This is a genomic window from Streptomyces sp. NPDC037203, assembly GCF_055605065.1.
Genome location: NZ_JBVJUC010000005.1, coordinates 248,571 through 264,302 on the forward strand (window position 1 = coordinate 248,571; position 15,732 = coordinate 264,302).

13 protein-coding genes are annotated in these 15,732 nt (G+C 71.7%); 7 read left to right on the top strand and 6 right to left on the bottom strand.

All coding sequences use genetic code 11. The features are described 5' to 3' along the window. Nucleotides 1-37 precede the first annotated feature (37 nt). Complete coding sequence (groL, locus tag ACZ7EC_RS17205) at nucleotides 38-1,669, top strand: chaperonin GroEL (RefSeq protein ID WP_397984460.1); 1,632 nt, start codon at nucleotides 38-40, stop codon at nucleotides 1,667-1,669. 216 nt (nucleotides 1,670-1,885) lie between these two features. Here groL and ACZ7EC_RS17210 read toward each other — a convergent pair whose 3' ends face one another. Beyond that, the gene (locus ACZ7EC_RS17210; protein WP_471063261.1) at nucleotides 1,886-2,659 is read right to left on the bottom strand and encodes an SDR family NAD(P)-dependent oxidoreductase; all 774 of its coding nucleotides are present in this window, start codon (nucleotides 2,657-2,659) and stop codon (nucleotides 1,886-1,888) included. Between the two features lie 63 nt (nucleotides 2,660-2,722). After that, on the bottom strand, nucleotides 2,723-3,391 hold the full coding sequence (locus ACZ7EC_RS17215) for an MOSC domain-containing protein (protein ID WP_471063263.1): 669 nt from the start codon (nucleotides 3,389-3,391) through the stop codon (nucleotides 2,723-2,725). 80 nt (nucleotides 3,392-3,471) lie between these two features. Here ACZ7EC_RS17215 and ACZ7EC_RS17220 point away from each other — a divergent pair, with 80 nt between their 5' ends. Next, nucleotides 3,472-4,374, top strand: a complete 903-nt coding sequence (locus ACZ7EC_RS17220; protein ID WP_471063265.1) for a LysR family transcriptional regulator — start codon at nucleotides 3,472-3,474, stop codon at nucleotides 4,372-4,374. A 233-nt stretch (nucleotides 4,375-4,607) separates the two neighbouring features. Here the strand turns inward: ACZ7EC_RS17220 and ACZ7EC_RS17225 are convergent, their stop codons facing one another. Beyond that, on the bottom strand, nucleotides 4,608-4,937 hold the full coding sequence (locus ACZ7EC_RS17225; RefSeq protein ID WP_471063267.1) for a WhiB family transcriptional regulator: 330 nt from the start codon (nucleotides 4,935-4,937) through the stop codon (nucleotides 4,608-4,610). A gap of 380 nt (nucleotides 4,938-5,317) precedes the next feature. Here ACZ7EC_RS17225 and ACZ7EC_RS17230 point away from each other — a divergent pair, with 380 nt between their 5' ends. From ACZ7EC_RS17230 to ACZ7EC_RS17245, 4 genes are all read left to right on the top strand, one after another. After that, a complete protein-coding gene (locus ACZ7EC_RS17230) occupies nucleotides 5,318-5,929 on the top strand; it encodes a response regulator transcription factor (protein ID WP_003948568.1) in 612 nt (203 codons plus the stop codon). Between the two features lie 602 nt (nucleotides 5,930-6,531). After that, complete coding sequence (locus ACZ7EC_RS17235; protein WP_397984455.1) at nucleotides 6,532-7,119, top strand: sigma-70 family RNA polymerase sigma factor; 588 nt, start codon at nucleotides 6,532-6,534, stop codon at nucleotides 7,117-7,119. Nucleotides 7,120-7,270: 151 nt separating this feature from the next. Beyond that, complete coding sequence (guaB, locus tag ACZ7EC_RS17240; RefSeq protein ID WP_471063270.1) at nucleotides 7,271-8,773, top strand: IMP dehydrogenase; 1,503 nt, start codon at nucleotides 7,271-7,273, stop codon at nucleotides 8,771-8,773. A 105-nt stretch (nucleotides 8,774-8,878) separates the two neighbouring features. After that, nucleotides 8,879-10,003: a GuaB3 family IMP dehydrogenase-related protein gene (locus ACZ7EC_RS17245; RefSeq protein ID WP_471063272.1), complete on the top strand. Its 1,125-nt coding sequence runs from the start codon at nucleotides 8,879-8,881 to the stop codon at nucleotides 10,001-10,003. Nucleotides 10,004-10,078: 75 nt separating this feature from the next. Here ACZ7EC_RS17245 and ACZ7EC_RS17250 read toward each other — a convergent pair whose 3' ends face one another. The 3 genes from ACZ7EC_RS17250 to ACZ7EC_RS17260 form a co-directional block, all read right to left on the bottom strand. Beyond that, entirely contained in the window at nucleotides 10,079-11,458 is a 1,380-nt protein-coding gene (locus ACZ7EC_RS17250) for an FG-GAP and VCBS repeat-containing protein (RefSeq protein ID WP_471063274.1), read from the bottom strand. Between the two features lie 139 nt (nucleotides 11,459-11,597). Beyond that, complete coding sequence (locus ACZ7EC_RS17255; RefSeq protein ID WP_471063276.1) at nucleotides 11,598-12,149, bottom strand: hypothetical protein; 552 nt, start codon at nucleotides 12,147-12,149, stop codon at nucleotides 11,598-11,600. Nucleotides 12,150-12,310: 161 nt separating this feature from the next. After that, complete coding sequence (locus ACZ7EC_RS17260; RefSeq protein WP_471063278.1) at nucleotides 12,311-13,519, bottom strand: nucleotide sugar dehydrogenase; 1,209 nt, start codon at nucleotides 13,517-13,519, stop codon at nucleotides 12,311-12,313. Between the two features lie 280 nt (nucleotides 13,520-13,799). Here ACZ7EC_RS17260 and ACZ7EC_RS17265 point away from each other — a divergent pair, with 280 nt between their 5' ends. Further along, nucleotides 13,800-15,509, top strand: coding sequence for a glycerol-3-phosphate dehydrogenase/oxidase (locus tag ACZ7EC_RS17265; protein WP_471063280.1), 1,710 nt, complete (start codon nucleotides 13,800-13,802; stop codon nucleotides 15,507-15,509). The last annotated feature ends 223 nt before the right edge of the window (nucleotides 15,510-15,732 follow it).

Here is a 15,732-nt window from a genome sequence, read left to right on the forward strand (position 1 = left end):
TTTTTCACCCACAGATTTCGAGAGGGCTCCCGCTGTCATGGCGAAGATCCTGAAGTTCGACGAGGACGCCCGTCGCGCCCTCGAGCGCGGCGTCAACAAGCTGGCCGACACGGTGAAGGTGACGATCGGCCCCAAGGGTCGCAACGTCGTCATCGACAAGAAGTTCGGCGCCCCCACCATCACCAACGACGGCGTCACCATCGCCCGCGAGGTCGAGATCGAGGACCCGTACGAGAACCTCGGCGCGCAGCTGGTGAAGGAGGTGGCGACCAAGACCAACGACATCGCGGGTGACGGCACCACCACCGCCACCGTGCTCGCCCAGGCGCTGGTGCGCGAGGGCCTGAAGAACGTCGCCGCCGGTGCCTCCCCGGCCGCCCTGAAGAAGGGCATCGACGCCGCCGTCAAGGCCGTCTCCGACGACCTGCTCGCCACGGCCCGCCCGATCGACGAGAAGTCCGACATCGCCGCCGTCGCCGCGCTGTCCGCCCAGGACCAGCAGGTCGGCGAGCTGATCGCCGAGGCCATGGACAAGGTCGGCAAGGACGGTGTCATCACCGTCGAGGAGTCCAACACCTTCGGTCTGGAGCTGGACTTCACCGAGGGCATGGCCTTCGACAAGGGCTACCTGTCGCCGTACTTCGTGACCGACCAGGAGCGTATGGAGGCCGTCCTCGACGACCCGTACATCCTGATCAACCAGGGCAAGATCTCCGCCATCGCGGACCTGCTGCCGCTGCTGGAGAAGGTCATCCAGGCCGGCTCCTCCAAGCCGCTGCTGATCATCGCCGAGGACGTCGAGGGCGAAGCCCTGTCGACCCTGGTCGTCAACAAGATCCGCGGCACCTTCAACGCCGTCGCGGTGAAGGCCCCCGGCTTCGGCGACCGCCGCAAGGCGATGCTCCAGGACATGGCCGTCCTCACCGGCGCCACCGTCATCTCCGAGGAGGTCGGTCTCAAGATCGACCAGGTCGGTCTCGAGGTGCTGGGCTCCGCCCGCCGCGTCACCGTCACCAAGGACGACACCACGATCGTCGAGGGTGCCGGCAAGGCCGAGGACCTGAACGGCCGCGTCGCGCAGATCAAGGCCGAGATCGAGAACACCGACTCCGACTGGGACCGCGAGAAGCTCCAGGAGCGCCTCGCGAAGCTGGCCGGCGGCGTGTGCGTGATCAAGGTCGGCGCCGCCACCGAGGTGGAGCTGAAGGAGAAGAAGCACCGTCTGGAGGACGCCATCTCCGCGACCCGCGCCGCGGTCGAGGAGGGCATCGTCTCCGGTGGCGGCTCCGCCCTGGTGCACGCCTCCAAGGTCCTCGAGGGCAACCTCGACAAGACCGGCGACGAGGCCACCGGTGTCGCCGTGGTCCGCAACGCGGTCGTCGAGCCGCTGCGCTGGATCGGCGAGAACGCCGGCCAGGAGGGCTACGTCATCGTCTCCAAGGTCAAGGACCTGGACAAGGGTCAGGGCTACAACGCCGCCACCGGCGAGTACGGCGACCTGATCAAGGCCGGCGTCATCGACCCGGTCAAGGTGACCCGCTCCGCCCTGGAGAACGCCGCCTCCATCGCCTCCCTGCTGCTCACGACCGAGACCCTGGTCGTTGAGAAGAAGGAAGAGGAGCCGGAGGCCGCCGCGGGCCACGGCCACAGCCACGGCCACGCCCACTGAGCCCCACCGCTCCGCCCGAAGGCCCGGCAGCCCCTTGGGGGCGCCGGGCCTTCGGCGTGCCCCGCTCCGGCGCTCCGCTGCCTTCCGGACGGGGACGTCTTCGACGGTGCGGCCCGGTCGCCGCCCCCCGGCCCGTGCGATCCAGTGGTCCACGATCCGGTTCGTCTCGCCCCGTCCCCCACCGGGTCACCGACGGCACCCGCGCGCGGCCCGCGCCTACTGCGGCCCGTACTTGCGGCCGGTGCGGGAGGTGACGCCGCCGAGGAGGCCGCGGGGGGTGATCTTGACCAGGCCCATCAGGGCCTTGTAGCGGGGGTCCGGGATGGAGAGGGACTTGCCGCGGGCCAGGTCGGTGAGGGCCGCCGCGACCAGTTTGTCGGCGTCCAGCCACATCCAGCCGGGGATGTTGTCCGTGCCCATCCCGGCCCGCTGGTGGAACTCGGTGCGCACGAAGCCGGGGCACAGCGCCATCAGGCGCACACCGGTGCCGGCCAGGTCCCGCGCCACGCCCTGGGTGAACTGCACGACCCACGCCTTGGACGCGCCATAGGTGCCGCGGGGCACGAAGGCCGCCACCGAGGCGACGTTGACCACCCCGCCCCGGCCCCGCTCGCGCATCGCCGCGGCCGCCGCCGAGGTCAGCCGCAGCACCGCCTCGCAGTGCACCTTGAGCATCGTCAGCTCGTCGGCCATGGAGACGTCCAGATAGCGGCCCTTGTTGCCGAAACCGGCGTTGTTGACCAACAGGTCGACCGGGTTCCTGCGGTCGCCGAGCCGGTCGGCGACGGTCTCGATGCCCTGGTCCGCGGAGAGGTCGGCGGCCAGCACCTCCGCCTCGATGCCGTGCCGGTCGTGCAGCTCGGTCGCCTGTTCGCGCAGCCGCTTGGCGTCCCGCGCCACCAGGACGAGGTCATGCCCGTCAGCCGCCAGCCGACGTGCGAAGGCGGCGCCGATGCCCGCGGTCGATCCCGTAATCAGAGCCGTTGTCATGGCCCAAGGGTAGTGATCGCGGGCGCGCCGGGCAGGAGCTGTCCGCCATGCGGTGACGGGGCCTCAGCGGGTCTGCGCGGCGACGTAGGAGCGGGCCGCGGCCAGCGCCTCCGGGTGCAGGTCCGCGCCCGCGGCGAGCAGTCGCGGCAGCAGTTCCCGCTCGGTGGTGGTCGCGCGGAACTCCAGCGCCGCGGTCACCCCGTGGCCGGGCCGGTGCAGGACCTCGACGTCGTCGCCCGCGCGGATCTCGCCGGGTTCGATCACCCGGAGGTAGGCACCCGTGGCGCCCTTCCGGGTGAACCTGCGGACCCAGCCCGGTTCGCCCAGATGGCCCTGGAAGGTGCGGCACGGGATACGGCCCGAGGTCACCTGGAGCACCACCGCCGGACCGATCCGCCAGCGCTCGCCGATCAGCGCCCCCGAGACGTCGAGCCCGGCGGTCGTGATGTTCTCCCCGAAGCAGCCGTTGGCCAGGGTGCGGCCCAGCTCGCGCTCCCAGTCGTCCAGGTCCTCGCGCGCGAACGCGTACACCGCCTGGTCGTCGCCGCCGTGGTGGCGCAGGTCGCACACCGCGTCCCCGGCGAGCCCGCTCCCCGCGGTCCCCTTCGGACCCGGCGCGGACACCCGTACGGGCCCCTCGACCGGCTTCTTGTCGATGCCCGTCAGGCCCTCCGGCTGGCTGGTGTACGGCACCGGGCGTGCCTGCCCCACATTGACGGAGAGAAGCTTCATGCCCGCACCGTACGGGATCGTTACTCAAAGCGTCGAGCCAGTTTCGGGCGCCGTCCCCAAGAGGGCCTTATGCTTAAGGGGTGATCGAGGCCCGTCATCTCCGTGTCCTGCGCGCCGTCGCCGCCACCGGCTCCTTCTCGGCGGCCGGGCGCGAACTGGGCTGCACCCAGCCCGCCGTCAGCCAGCAGATGAAGGCCCTGGAGACCTCGGTCGGCACCCCGCTGCTGATCAGGGCGGGCCGCGAGATGCGGCTGACCCAGGCCGGCGAGGCCCTGGTCCGGCACGCCTCCGGCATCCTCGCCGGGCTCACCGCCGCGGAGGAGGAGGTCGCCGCCATCGCGGGCCTGCGGGCCGGCCGGGTCCGGCTGGTCTCCTTCCCGAGCGGCAGCTCCACCCTGGTCCCCAGCGCCCTGGCCGCCCTGCGCGCCGCCCACCCCGGCACCCGCGTCTCCCTGGAGGAGGCCGAGCCCCCGCGCTCCGTCGAACTCCTGCGCGAGGGCGACTGCGATCTCGCCCTGGCCTTCCGCTACGAGGGCGCTGCGGTCACCGAGGACTGGGACGACCTGGTCGTACGCCCCCTGCTGACGGACCGCCTGGTGGCCCTGGTGCCCGAGCGGCACCGGCTCGCGCGCGCGGAGACCGTCGCCATCGGGGAACTGGCCGGGGAACCCTGGATCGCGGGCTGCCCGCGCTGCCGCGGCCAGCTGGTCGAGGTATGCCAGGGCGCCGGGTTCGCGCCGCGCATCGACTTCGCCACCGACGACTATCCGGCCGTCGCGGGGCTGGTGGGCGCGGGTCTGGGCGTGGCCGTGCTGCCGCAGCTCGCGGTGGAGTCGGTACGGCCGCGGGGGGTGCGCACGGTCCGGCTGGAGCCGGCGGTGCGGCGGGAGATCGTCGCGCTCACCCTGCCCGACCTGGCACAGGTGCCCGCGGTGGCGGCGACGCTGGAACAGCTGGCCCGAGCGGCCGGACGCGCGGTGTGACACCGCGCCGCGGAGAAGCCGACACCGCTGGAGAGACCCACGCTGAAGAGGCCCACTGAGCAGGCCCGCTGAGGAAGCTCTGTGGCGAACCCTGGGCGGCGCCGTGGCGTGAAGCCGCGCAGAGTCGCGGGCGCGCGCGGGGCGTGCCCGAAGGGGAGTGTCCGCGCACCCGGCCGGCCGCGCGGGTGCTACCGGGGGTGCGGCGCCCCTGAGTGCGATGAAGAAACGTTCCTTCAGTGACTCTCGGCGGTGTCGCCGCCGGAGGCCGACGCCGTCACCAGACGGTTGCGCGCCCGCCCCATCAGCTCCTCGCGCTCGTCCTCGGTCAGTCCGCCCCAGACGCCGTACGGCTCGCGGACGGCGAGCGCGTGTGCCGCGCACTCCGCGCGGACCGGGCACCTCATGCAGACCTCCTTGGCCGAGTTCTCGCGAGCGCTCCGTGCCGCCCCGCGCTCGCCCTCCGGGTGGAAGAAAAGCGAGCTGTCCACCCCGCGGCAGGCAGCCAGCAGCTGCCAGTCCCACAGGTCCGCGTTCGGTCCTGGAAGGCGGGAGAAATCTGCCATTACGTGACCCCTTGTAGCCGTTCTGGGCGGATACGGTGCCAACGACCGTACATCTCCGGTCTAAGGAGATGTAAATATGACTCATTGCGAATCTAGCCCCGAACACCTCGAAACGGGAAGAAAAGCATCTGAATGGGGCATGGGTTGTGATGAAAAGTTGAGAGTCCGTTGGGCATGTCTGCACCGTGTCGGTGCCCTCACGTAGAGTGCCGATGACGGTGTGCAGCCCCGTAACTCTTTCGAGTGACCGTCGTTGAGAGTGCGGAGGCGGTTGAAAACACAAGAGCTCGGGCAGGCGTCCGAGACGGTCGACCGCACAGGTGAGATTCCGTACCAGCCTGGAGGCTCAAGGTGACGCGCATCAGCTGCGGAGGGCGGTCATGACATCCGTCCTCGTCTGCGACGACTCCCCGCTTGCCCGAGAAGCGCTCCGCCGCGCGGTCGCGACCGTGCCCGGTGTCGAGCGTGTGACGACGGCGGCCAACGGCGAGGAAGTCCTCCGCCGCTGGGGCGCCGACCGCTCCGACCTCATCCTGATGGATGTCCGCATGCCCGGCCTGGGCGGCGTCGAGACGGTGCGCCGATTGCTGTCCGCCGATCCCGGCGCGCGCATCATCATGCTCACCGTCGCCGAGGACCTGGACGGCGTGGCCCTCGCGGTCGCCGCCGGTGCCCGTGGCTATCTGCACAAGGACGCCTCGCGCGCCGAACTGCGGGCCACGGTGACGCAGGCCCTCGCCGACCCGACCTGGCGGCTGGCCCCGCGCCGGCTGCGCTCGGCCGAGATGGGCGCCGCGCCCACGCTCACCGCGCGTGAGATCCAGGTCCTGGAGGGCATGAGCCACGGCCGCTCGAACGCCGAGATCGGCCGAGAGCTGTTCCTCTCCGAGGACACCGTCAAGACCCACGCCCGGCGCCTGTTCAAGAAGCTCGGCGCCTCGGACCGTGCCCACGCGGTGGCCCTCGGCTTCCGCTGGGGCCTGGTGAGGTAGGACCCGGCGGGCCCCGCGCGCCCACCGCGCGGGGCCGGGCAGGTCCCGCGGAGCGGCCCGTGCGCGGGCGGCTCCAGGAGCGGCCCCTTCGGAGCGGTCCTCCGGGACCGCCGTGAAGGCGCCCCGGTGCCCGGCCATCCCGCCCGCTTGGCGAGCGGATCCGCGGCAAACCCCGAACCCCGGCCCATCGCGCCATCCCGGTCGATGCGGCGACCTCCGTCCGGCGCGCCCCGCTCCCGGCGGCGCCGTCCGCGCCGTACCCCTGGCGGCTTCCGGCACTCCGGTGTACGTGTTCCTGTACCCCGGTGCGCGTGGCGGTGGTTTCCCGGCAGGCCGGTGCCCGTCGGGACCGGCCGGAAGGCACCGCGTACGCTCCGCGAGGACGTGCCGTGCGGCGGCGTACGAGGCGGCCCACCGGACGGGCGCTGCTCGTTTCGGCGCGGATGCCGCATCCTTGGGGTGTGGAGTCTCTCGGGGACGAGTCGGTCGAGCGGAAGGGGAGGGCGCAGGGGATGAGTGCCGGCGCACCTGCTCATAACGCTTCGGTGCACAACCATCAGCACGATGCGACGGACCGGACGGCCGCAGGGCACCATGGACCGATGCGCGACGACGAGGCGGGCACGGCCCACGGGGCGATCGGTGCCCTCGTGCTTCGTGCCGTCGAGGGCGACGAGCAGGCCACGCACGACCTGCTCGCGCACGTCCACCCGCTGGCGCTGCGCTACTGCCGCACCCGCCTTTCGCGGCTGCCGGGCGACGCGCGCCATTTCGTGGAGGACCTTGCGCAGGAGGTCTGTGTCGCCGTCCTGCTCGCGCTGCCCCGCTACCGGGACACCGGCCGCCCCTTCGAGGCGTTCGTCTTCGCCATCGCCTCCCACAAGGTCGCCGACCTCCAGCGCGCCGCGATGCGCCATCCGGGTTCGACCGCGGTGCCCTCCGACGAGATGCCCGAGCGGCCGGACGACTCGCTCGGCCCCGAGGAGCGCGCCCTGCTCAGCAGCGACGCCGAGTGGGCCAAGAAACTGCTGGCCAATCTCCCCGAGAACCAGCGCGAACTGCTGCTGCTGCGCATCGCGGTGGGCCTCACGGCGGAGGAAACCGGACAGATGTTGGGAATGTCACCCGGAGCGGTCCGGGTCGCCCAGCACCGGGCGCTGAGCCGGCTGCGGGCGCTGGCCGAGCAGTAGCGGCCGCGCCGTACGGCATTCCCGTGAACTCCGCAGGGGCATCCGTACGAACATACGAAGCAGAAGGTGATCTTCTCTCGTGGAATTCGGGGGCCGCGCTTCCCGTTAGCATGGACATCCGCACCGAGCAAGGCCATTTGGGGAAGGTGTCATGACTGCCAACGTCGACGGAGTGCCCGGAAAATTCGCGACACTCGGGCTGACCTACGACGACGTGCTGCTGCTGCCGGGGGCCTCCGAGGTGCTCCCCAACGCGGTCGACACCTCGTCCCGCATCTCCCGCAACGTCCGGGTGAACATCCCGCTGCTGTCGGCCGCGATGGACAAGGTCACCGAGTCGCGCATGGCGATCGCCATGGCCCGGCTGGGCGGCGTCGGCGTCCTGCACCGCAACCTCTCCGTCGAGGACCAGGTCAACCAGGTGGACCTGGTGAAGCGGTCCGAGTCCGGCATGGTCACCGACCCGATCACGGTGCACCCGGAGGCCACGCTCGCCGAGGCCGACGCCCTGTGCGCCAAGTTCCGCATCAGCGGTGTCCCGGTCACCGACCCGGCCGGCCGGCTGCTCGGCATCGTCACCAACCGTGACATGGCCTTCGAGAGCGACCGCACGCGCCAGGTGCACGAGGTCATGACCCCCATGCCGCTGGTCACCGGCAAGGTCGGCATCTCCGGCCCCGAGGCCATGCAGCTGCTGCGCAAGCACAAGATCGAGAAGCTGCCGCTGGTGGACGACGCGGGCGTCCTCAAGGGCCTGATCACCGTCAAGGACTTCGTCAAGGCCGAGCAGTACCCGAACGCCGCCAAGGACGCCGAGGGCCGGCTGCTCGTCGGTGCCGCCGTCGGCGCGAGCCCGGAGGCACTGGAGCGCGCCCAGGCGCTCGCCGAGGCCGGCGCGGACTTCCTGGTGGTCGACACCTCGCACGGCCACAACAGCAACGCCCTCAGCTGGATGGCGAAGATCAAGTCCAGCGTGGGCGTGGACGTGATCGGCGGCAATGTCGCCACCCGCGACGGCGCCCAGGCGCTCATCGACGCCGGTGTGGACGGCATCAAGGTCGGTGTCGGACCGGGTTCGATCTGCACCACCCGCGTGGTCGCCGGTATCGGTGTCCCGCAGGTCACGGCCATCTACGAGGCGTCCCGCGCCGCCCGTCCCGCGGGCATCCCGCTGATCGGCGACGGCGGCCTCCAGTACTCCGGCGACATCGGCAAGGCCCTCGCGGCCGGCGCCGACACCGTGATGCTGGGCAGCCTCCTGGCCGGCTGCGAGGAGTCGCCGGGCGAGCTGCTGTTCATCAACGGCAAGCAGTTCAAGTCGTACCGCGGCATGGGCTCGCTGGGCGCGATGCAGTCCCGCGGCCAGGGCCGGTCGTACTCGAAGGACCGCTACTTCCAGGCCGAGGTGGCGTCCGACGACAAGCTCGTGCCCGAGGGCGTCGAGGGCCAGGTGCCCTACCGCGGCCCGCTGGCCAACGTGCTGCACCAGCTGGTCGGCGGTCTGCGCCAGACCATGGGCTACGTGGGCGCCGCCACCATCGAGGAGATGGAGTCCAAGGGCCGTTTCGTGCGGATCACCTCGGCGGGCCTCAAGGAGAGCCACCCGCACGACATCCAGATGACGGTCGAGGCGCCGAACTACAGCGCCAAGTAGCCGCCACAGCGCGCGGAAGGCGGTCCCGGAACATCCGGGGCCGCCTTTGTCTTACCCGTCGGCGATACTGGAAGGCGCTGAAACGCAACAGGAAAGGCCACAGACGTGACTGAGATCGAGATCGGGCGCGGCAAGCGCGGCCGCCGGGCGTACGCCTTCGACGACATCGCCGTCGTCCCCAGCCGCCGTACGCGGGACCCGAAGGAGGTCTCGATCGCCTGGCAGATCGACGCCTACCGCTTCGAGCTGCCCTTCCTGGCGGCTCCCATGGACTCCGTGGTCTCCCCGGCCACCGCGATCCGCATCGGCGAACTGGGCGGCCTCGGCGTGCTCAACCTCGAGGGCCTGTGGACGCGGTACGAGGACCCGCAGCCGCTGCTGGACGAGATCACCGAGCTGCCGGCCGAGCGCGCCACCCGCCGCCTCCAGGAGATCTACGCGGCGCCCATCAAGGAGGAGCTGATCGGCGCCCGCATCAAGGAGGTGCGCGACTCCGGTGTGGTCACGGCCGCCGCGCTCTCCCCGCAGCGCACCGCCCAGTTCTCCAAGGCGGTCGTGGACGCGGGCGTGGACATCTTCGTCATCCGCGGTACGACGGTCTCCGCGGAGCACGTCTCGTCCTCGCACGAACCGCTGAACCTGAAGCAGTTCATCTACGAGCTGGACGTCCCGGTGATCGTCGGCGGCTGCGCCACCTACACCGCCGCGCTGCACCTGATGCGCACCGGCGCGGCCGGCGTCCTGGTCGGCTTCGGCGGCGGCGCCGCGCACACCACGCGCAACGTACTGGGCATCCAGGTCCCGATGGCCACCGCCGTCGCCGACGTGGCCGCGGCCCGCCGCGACTACATGGACGAGTCCGGCGGCCGCTATGTGCACGTGATCGCGGACGGCGGCGTCGGCTGGTCCGGTGACCTGCCCAAGGCGATCGCCTGCGGCGCGGACGCGGTGATGATGGGCTCCCCGCTGGCCCGTGCCACGGACGCGCCCGGCAAGGGCCACCACTGGGGCATGGAGGCGGTCAACGAGGAGCTGCCGCGCGGCAAGAAGGTCGACCTCGGCACCGTCGGCACCCTCGAAGAGGTCCTCACCGGCCCGTCCCACACCCCGGACGGCTCGATGAACCTCTTCGGCGCCCTGCGCCGCGCCATGTCCACCACCGGCTACAGCGAGCTCAAGGAGTTCCAGCGGGTCGAGGTCACGGTCGCCGACAGCCAGCACAAGCGCTGACCCGAGCGGTCCGCGAAGGGGCCCGGCCGCCGATGCGGTGGCCGGGCCCCTCCGCCACGCCGTGGACCGTCCCGGTCAGCCGGTCATCCAGCGGGCGAAGTAGCGGTACTTGGCGGTGAGGCCGACCGTCTTGGGGCCGATGGAGACGACCCCGCTCGTGGTCAGGCCCTTGCTGCCCGAGCCGAAGTACCAGAGGTTGCCCTCGGTGCCGTTCTCGTGGTCGGTACCGGTGGCCAGCTCGCTGCGTCCGTCGCCGTTCATGTCGACCAGGGAGACCCGGGAGCCGAACATGTCGTACGGCTCGTTGGCGCCGGGCACTCCTGCGGTGTTCTGGTCCAGGGACACGGCGCCGGTCCCGGTCAGTCCCTTGGCCGACCCGCGCAGCACGGTCACCGCGCCGGTCGTGCCGACCCCCGAGATGCTCTCCTGCATCACGCCGATCGCCACGTCGGCGTAGCCGTCGCCGTTCACGTCGCCGGTGGCCAGGTCGTAGCCGAACCGGTCGTACTTCTCGCCCACGCCGGGCACACCGGCGGTGTCCTGGCTGATGCGGACCGGCTTGCGGGTGGTGCTCACGCCGCCCTTGCCGCCGTACCGGACGACGATCGAGCCGCCCACGACGCCCTTGGGCTGGTACCCCTCCAGCCCGGCACCGAGGACGACGTCCCCGTAGCCGTCGCCGTCGGTGTCCGCGATGCTCCCGGAGTCGACCTTGGTGGAGAAGTACGTGGCGGGCCCGAAGCCCTGTTTCGAGCCCAGTAGCAGGGAGGCGTCGGCGGCTCCGCCGCGTCTGCCCACGGAGAGCAGGTCGGGCACGTGGTCGCCGTTGACGTCCCCGGCGGCCAGACTGTCGGGCATGATCCCGGAGTTCACAAGGCTCGTCGAGGCGTTCGTGCCGTCCCGGCCGAAGGGGCCCCGGAACAGTTCGGTCTGCGTGTAGCCGAGGCTCGTGCGCGTGGCGGCGACGAGGTCGTTCTTCCCGTCGCCGTCGAAGTCGCCCACGACCATCGGGCTTGGCGAGGACTTCGGCGTGAAGGAGAGGGGGGTGCGGGCGGACAGCCCCTTGGGACCGCCCCAGACGATCGACACGGCGGGGGCCACCCGGTCGAAGCCCACCACCAGGTCGTCGTAGCCGTCGCCGTCCAGGTCGCCGGTCGCCATCGAGTCGCCGAAGCCGGAGTACGCCCCGCCGGCGGTGGAGCCGGGATTGGCGGCCAGCACCTGGTGCCGGGAGGCGGTGAGCCCCGCCTTCGACCCGTACATCACCGTGACGTAGCCGTTCGCCGAGATGGCCAGGTCACCGTAGCCGTCCCCGTTGAAGTCGGCCTTCTTCCCGGTCGCCGGTGCCTTGGTGCTCGGCGCGGCACCGGCGGGAGCGCCCGCGCCCAGGACGGCCGCGCCCACCGACACGGCCGTCGCGGTGGCCAGCGCGGCCAGTCTCCGAACTCTGCGCATGCATCCGTCCTTTCGTCCTGCGTCAGCCCTGGGGAAACCCGTTGTTTCGGATCAGGGCTGCGTCACAGGAGACCGGCGGAGGGCGCGAACGGTTGTACGACAAACCGGTGCCGCCGGCGGGCGGAGCGGACGGCGGTGGCTACTGGGCGGCCTTCTTGGTCGCCGAGAACGCGGCGAAACCGGCGATGGCGAAGAACAGGAAGCTCAGCGGGTCGACGGTCTCCTTCCATGCCTTCTGCACCAGGTCGAAGTGGTCGAAGAAGACTTCGGTGAAGTTCACGCCCAGCTCCTTGGCGCCGATCATCGCCTCGCCCACCAGCTGCCCGAAGTACACCGAGACCAGGGCCAGCACCACGGAGGCGACCGGCAGGACGGCGTTGCGGCCGCCCGCCTTGCCCGCCGCGAGGCCGATGACGAAGCCGACGCCCACGGCCGCGTAGCCGATCTGGTGCTTGGTGGCGCCGATGATCAGGCCGTAGAGCGCGGCGGCGACCACGGCGGCGGCCACCGCGGCGACCAGCCCGAGGGCCGCGTTGCCCCGGACCGGCGCGGGTGCGATCGGGGCCATCGGCATGCCGCCGGGGGCGCCCGGCTGCGGCGGGTACGGCAGGCCGGCCGGCGGCTGCTGGGCGTACGGGTTGGCGTCGACCGGGCCGGGCTGCGGCTGCGGCGGCGGTGCTGACTGGCTCATGACAGGAATCCCCCCGTGGTGTGGCACAACTGGATGCAATGGAAACGGAAGACTCGCTCGCACCTGTGTGCGGTAAGTCCGGGGGAGATTAACAGGCGGCGCCGACAACGCCCGGCTTGTATTCCTGTCGTGATCGGTGCGGGGCTCCGGACGCAGGCGCCTCAGAGCCGGTGGGCCGCCCCCGTCGGGGTGGCACCCCTGGTGTCCAGGAGGAGTTGGGCCTTCACCGACAGGCCCTGGAGGTCGTAGGTGCGGTGCTGCTGGAGCAGGATCGTCAGATCGGCGCCGGCGGCGGCCTCGTAGAGGGAGTCGACACGCGGCACCGGGCGGTCCAGGACGCTCCACGCGGGCACATAGGGGTCGTGGTAGCTCACGGAGGCGCCGAGTTCCATCAGACGCCCGGCGATCTCCCGTGCCGGGGCGCCCTCCTGGTCGGGGAGGTCCGCCTTGTAGGTCACGCCGAGCAGCAGCACGCGCGCGCCCCGCGCCGACTTGCCGTGCTCGTTCAGCAGTGCCGCGGCGCGCTGCACCACGTACGCGGGCATCCGGCTGTTGACCTGCTGGGCGAGTTCCACCATGCGCAGGCCGCGGCTCGCCTGGCCGGTGAGGTCCTGCGGGACGGCGTGGCCGCCGACACCGGGGCCCGGCCGGAACGCCTGGAAGCCGAACGGCTTGGTCTCGGCGCAGCGGATGACGTCCCACAGGTCGACGCCGAGTTCGTGGCAGAGCACGGCCATCTCGTTGACCAGCGCGATGTTGACGTGCCGGAAGTTGGTCTCCAGGAGCTGCACCGCCTCCGCCTCGCGCAGTCCGCGCGCGCGGACCACCTTGTCGGTGAGCCGACCGTAGAAGGCGGCGGCCGACTCGGTGCAGGCGGGGGTGAGACCGCCGATGACCTTGGGGGTGCCGGCCGGGGTGTGCGCGCGGTTGCCGGGGTCGACCCGGCTGGGGGCGTAGGCGAGGTGGAAGTCCCGGCCCGCGAGCAGTCCGGAGCCCTCTTCCAGGAGGGGGCGCAGGAAGTCCTCGGTGGTCCCCGGCAGGACGGGCGACTCCAGGATGACCGTGGTGTTCGGGCGCAGCCATCCGGCCAGGGTGCGGGCGGCGGCCTCGACCTGGCCGAGATCCACGCCGCCGTCGGCGCCGCGCGGGGTGGGCGCGCAGATCACCGCCGTACGCACCCGGCCGAGCTGGGCCGGGTCGGTGGCGCGCCGGAACCCGGAGGCGTGCATCCGGCGCAGCTCGGCGGGGCTCAGCGGCCCCGCCTCGGGTCCGGTGGCGTAGCCGAGGGTCGCGATGCCGGCGGCCACCGCGGCCTGGGCCAGCGGCAAACCGTAGGGGCCGAGTCCGATGACGGCGAGGTCTGCGGGCATGGCGTGGGCCGTCCTTCCCATTACCGAAGCGGAAAAGATGCGCAACCGCTGTGGACAGGATGAGCGAGCGCACTGTCACACTAGGAGTAAATATGACCGTTATGTGGGATTCTGTTCGTGTGTCTCCCGTGGGATGTACGCGGGTTGTCCACAGGCCGCGGGCGCGTGGTGGCTGAAGACCGGCAAGCCGGTCAGAATCTGGGCATGAGGTGGTGGTGAACCGGGCCTCGCCCTCCGGGTGCGGCCGACGCGGGCGAGTCAGCGACAGCGGGAGGCAGCGGTGAGGACAGCGACTCTGGGACCGGTGCAGCGTGCCGAGGCACTGGCGGCGATGGCCGAGCGCGAGCTGGACGTACTGGTGATCGGCGGCGGAGTGGTCGGCGCGGGCACCGCGCTGGACGCCGTCACCCGCGGACTGTCCACCGGCCTGGTCGAGGCCCGCGACTGGGCGTCCGGCACCTCCAGCCGCTCCAGCAAGCTCATTCACGGCGGGCTGCGCTATCTGGAGATGCTCGACTTCGCGCTCGTCCGCGAGGCGTTGAAGGAGCGCGGCCTGCTCCTGGAACGGCTCGCCCCGCACCTGGTCAAACCGGTGCCGTTCCTCTACCCGTTGCAGCACCGCGGCTGGGAGCGGCTGTACGCGGGCTCGGGCGTCGCGCTGTACGACGCGATGTCCATGGCCCGCGGCCACGGCCGGGGCCTGCCCGTGCACCGCCACCTGAGCCGGGGTCAGGCCCTGCGCGTGGCCCCCTGCCTGCGCAAGGACGCCCTGGTCGGTGCCCTCCAGTACTACGACGCCCAGGTGGACGACGCCCGCTTCGTGGCCACCCTGGTGCGCACGGCGGCGTCGTACGGCGCGAAGGTGGCCAACCGGGCGCGGGTTACCGGATTCATCCGCGAGGGCGAGCGGGTCGTCGGCGCGCGTGTGCAGGACGTCGAGGGCGGCGGGGAGTACGAGGTGCGCGCCCAGCAGATCGTCAACGCCACCGGGGTGTGGACCGACGACACCCAGGCCATGGTGGGCGAGCGCGGCCAGTTCCACGTCCGCGCCTCCAAGGGCATCCACCTCGTCGTGCCCAAGGACCGCATCCACTCCACCAGCGGCCTGATCCTGCGCACCGAGAAGTCCGTCCTGTTCGTCATCCCCTGGGGGCGGCACTGGATCGTCGGCACCACCGACACCGACTGGGACCTCGACAAGGCGCACCCGGCCGCCTCCAGCGCCGACATCGACTACCTGCTGGAACGCGTCAACTCGGTGCTGGCCGTGCCGCTGCGCCGCGAGGACGTACAGGGGGTGTACGCGGGACTGCGGCCGCTGCTGGCCGGCGAGTCCGACGCCACCAGCAAGCTCTCCCGCGAGCACACGGTGGCCCACCCGGCGCCCGGCCTGGTCGTGGTGGCGGGCGGCAAGTACACCACCTACCGGGTGATGGCGAAGGACGCCGTCGACGAGGCGGTGCACGGCCTGGACCGGCGCGTCGCCGGCTGTGTCACCGAGGAGACCCCGCTGCTCGGCGCGGAGGGTTACCAGGCGCTGTGGAACGCGCGGGCCCGCACGGCGGCCCGCACCGGACTGCACACGGTCCGGGTGGAGCACCTGCTGAACCGGTACGGCTCGATGGCCGAGGAGATCTTCGACCTCATCGAGGCGGACCCCGCACTCGGCGAACCGCTGCGCGCCGCCGACGACTATCTGCGCGCCGAAGTCGTCTACGCCGCCTCGCACGAGGGCGCCCGCCACCTGGACGACGTCCTCACCCGGCGCACCCGCATATCCATCGAGACCTTCGACCGCGGCACCCGCAGCGCCCGCGAGGCCGCCGAGCTGATGGCGCCGGTCCTCGGCTGGGACAAGGACCGGATCGAACGCGAGGTCGAACATTACGAGAAGCGGGTCGAGGCCGAACGCGAGTCCCAACTCCAGCCCGACGACCAGACGGCGGACGCGGCGCGGCTGGGCGCGCCGGACATCGTGCCGCTCGGCTGAGAGAGCGCCGGCCGGGATCCGGCGCAGCGGTTTGACCTGGTGTGACCGAAGGGTCGGCACCGCGGGTCGCCGGGGTCTCACGGGCCGTCATGACGCCGCACGCGCGGGGGGCTTCGGGGAGGTTCGCGGTGGGCGGGGGCAGGCCCCGCCGAGGGCCCCAGGGCGTGGAGCACTCGCCGGGTGAGAGACAATGGAGCCTCTGTCAGGGCGGGTTGCATGAGGG

Coding starts and splice junctions, on each gene's coding strand:
- ACZ7EC_RS17225 (WP_471063267.1), bottom strand. CDS start 4,937: ATGGCAGATTTCTCCCGCCTTCCAGGACCGAACGCGGACCTGTGGGAC.
- ACZ7EC_RS17230 (WP_003948568.1), top strand. CDS start 5,318: ATGACATCCGTCCTCGTCTGCGACGACTCCCCGCTTGCCCGAGAAGCG.
- ACZ7EC_RS17255 (WP_471063276.1), bottom strand. CDS start 12,149: ATGAGCCAGTCAGCACCGCCGCCGCAGCCGCAGCCCGGCCCGGTCGAC.
- guaB (WP_471063270.1), top strand. CDS start 7,271: ATGACTGCCAACGTCGACGGAGTGCCCGGAAAATTCGCGACACTCGGG.
- ACZ7EC_RS17210 (WP_471063261.1), bottom strand. CDS start 2,659: ATGACAACGGCTCTGATTACGGGATCGACCGCGGGCATCGGCGCCGCC.
- ACZ7EC_RS17215 (WP_471063263.1), bottom strand. CDS start 3,391: ATGAAGCTTCTCTCCGTCAATGTGGGGCAGGCACGCCCGGTGCCGTAC.
- ACZ7EC_RS17235 (WP_397984455.1), top strand. CDS start 6,532: ATGCGCGACGACGAGGCGGGCACGGCCCACGGGGCGATCGGTGCCCTC.
- groL (WP_397984460.1), top strand. CDS start 38: ATGGCGAAGATCCTGAAGTTCGACGAGGACGCCCGTCGCGCCCTCGAG.
- ACZ7EC_RS17250 (WP_471063274.1), bottom strand. CDS start 11,458: ATGCGCAGAGTTCGGAGACTGGCCGCGCTGGCCACCGCGACGGCCGTG.
- ACZ7EC_RS17260 (WP_471063278.1), bottom strand. CDS start 13,519: ATGCCCGCAGACCTCGCCGTCATCGGACTCGGCCCCTACGGTTTGCCG.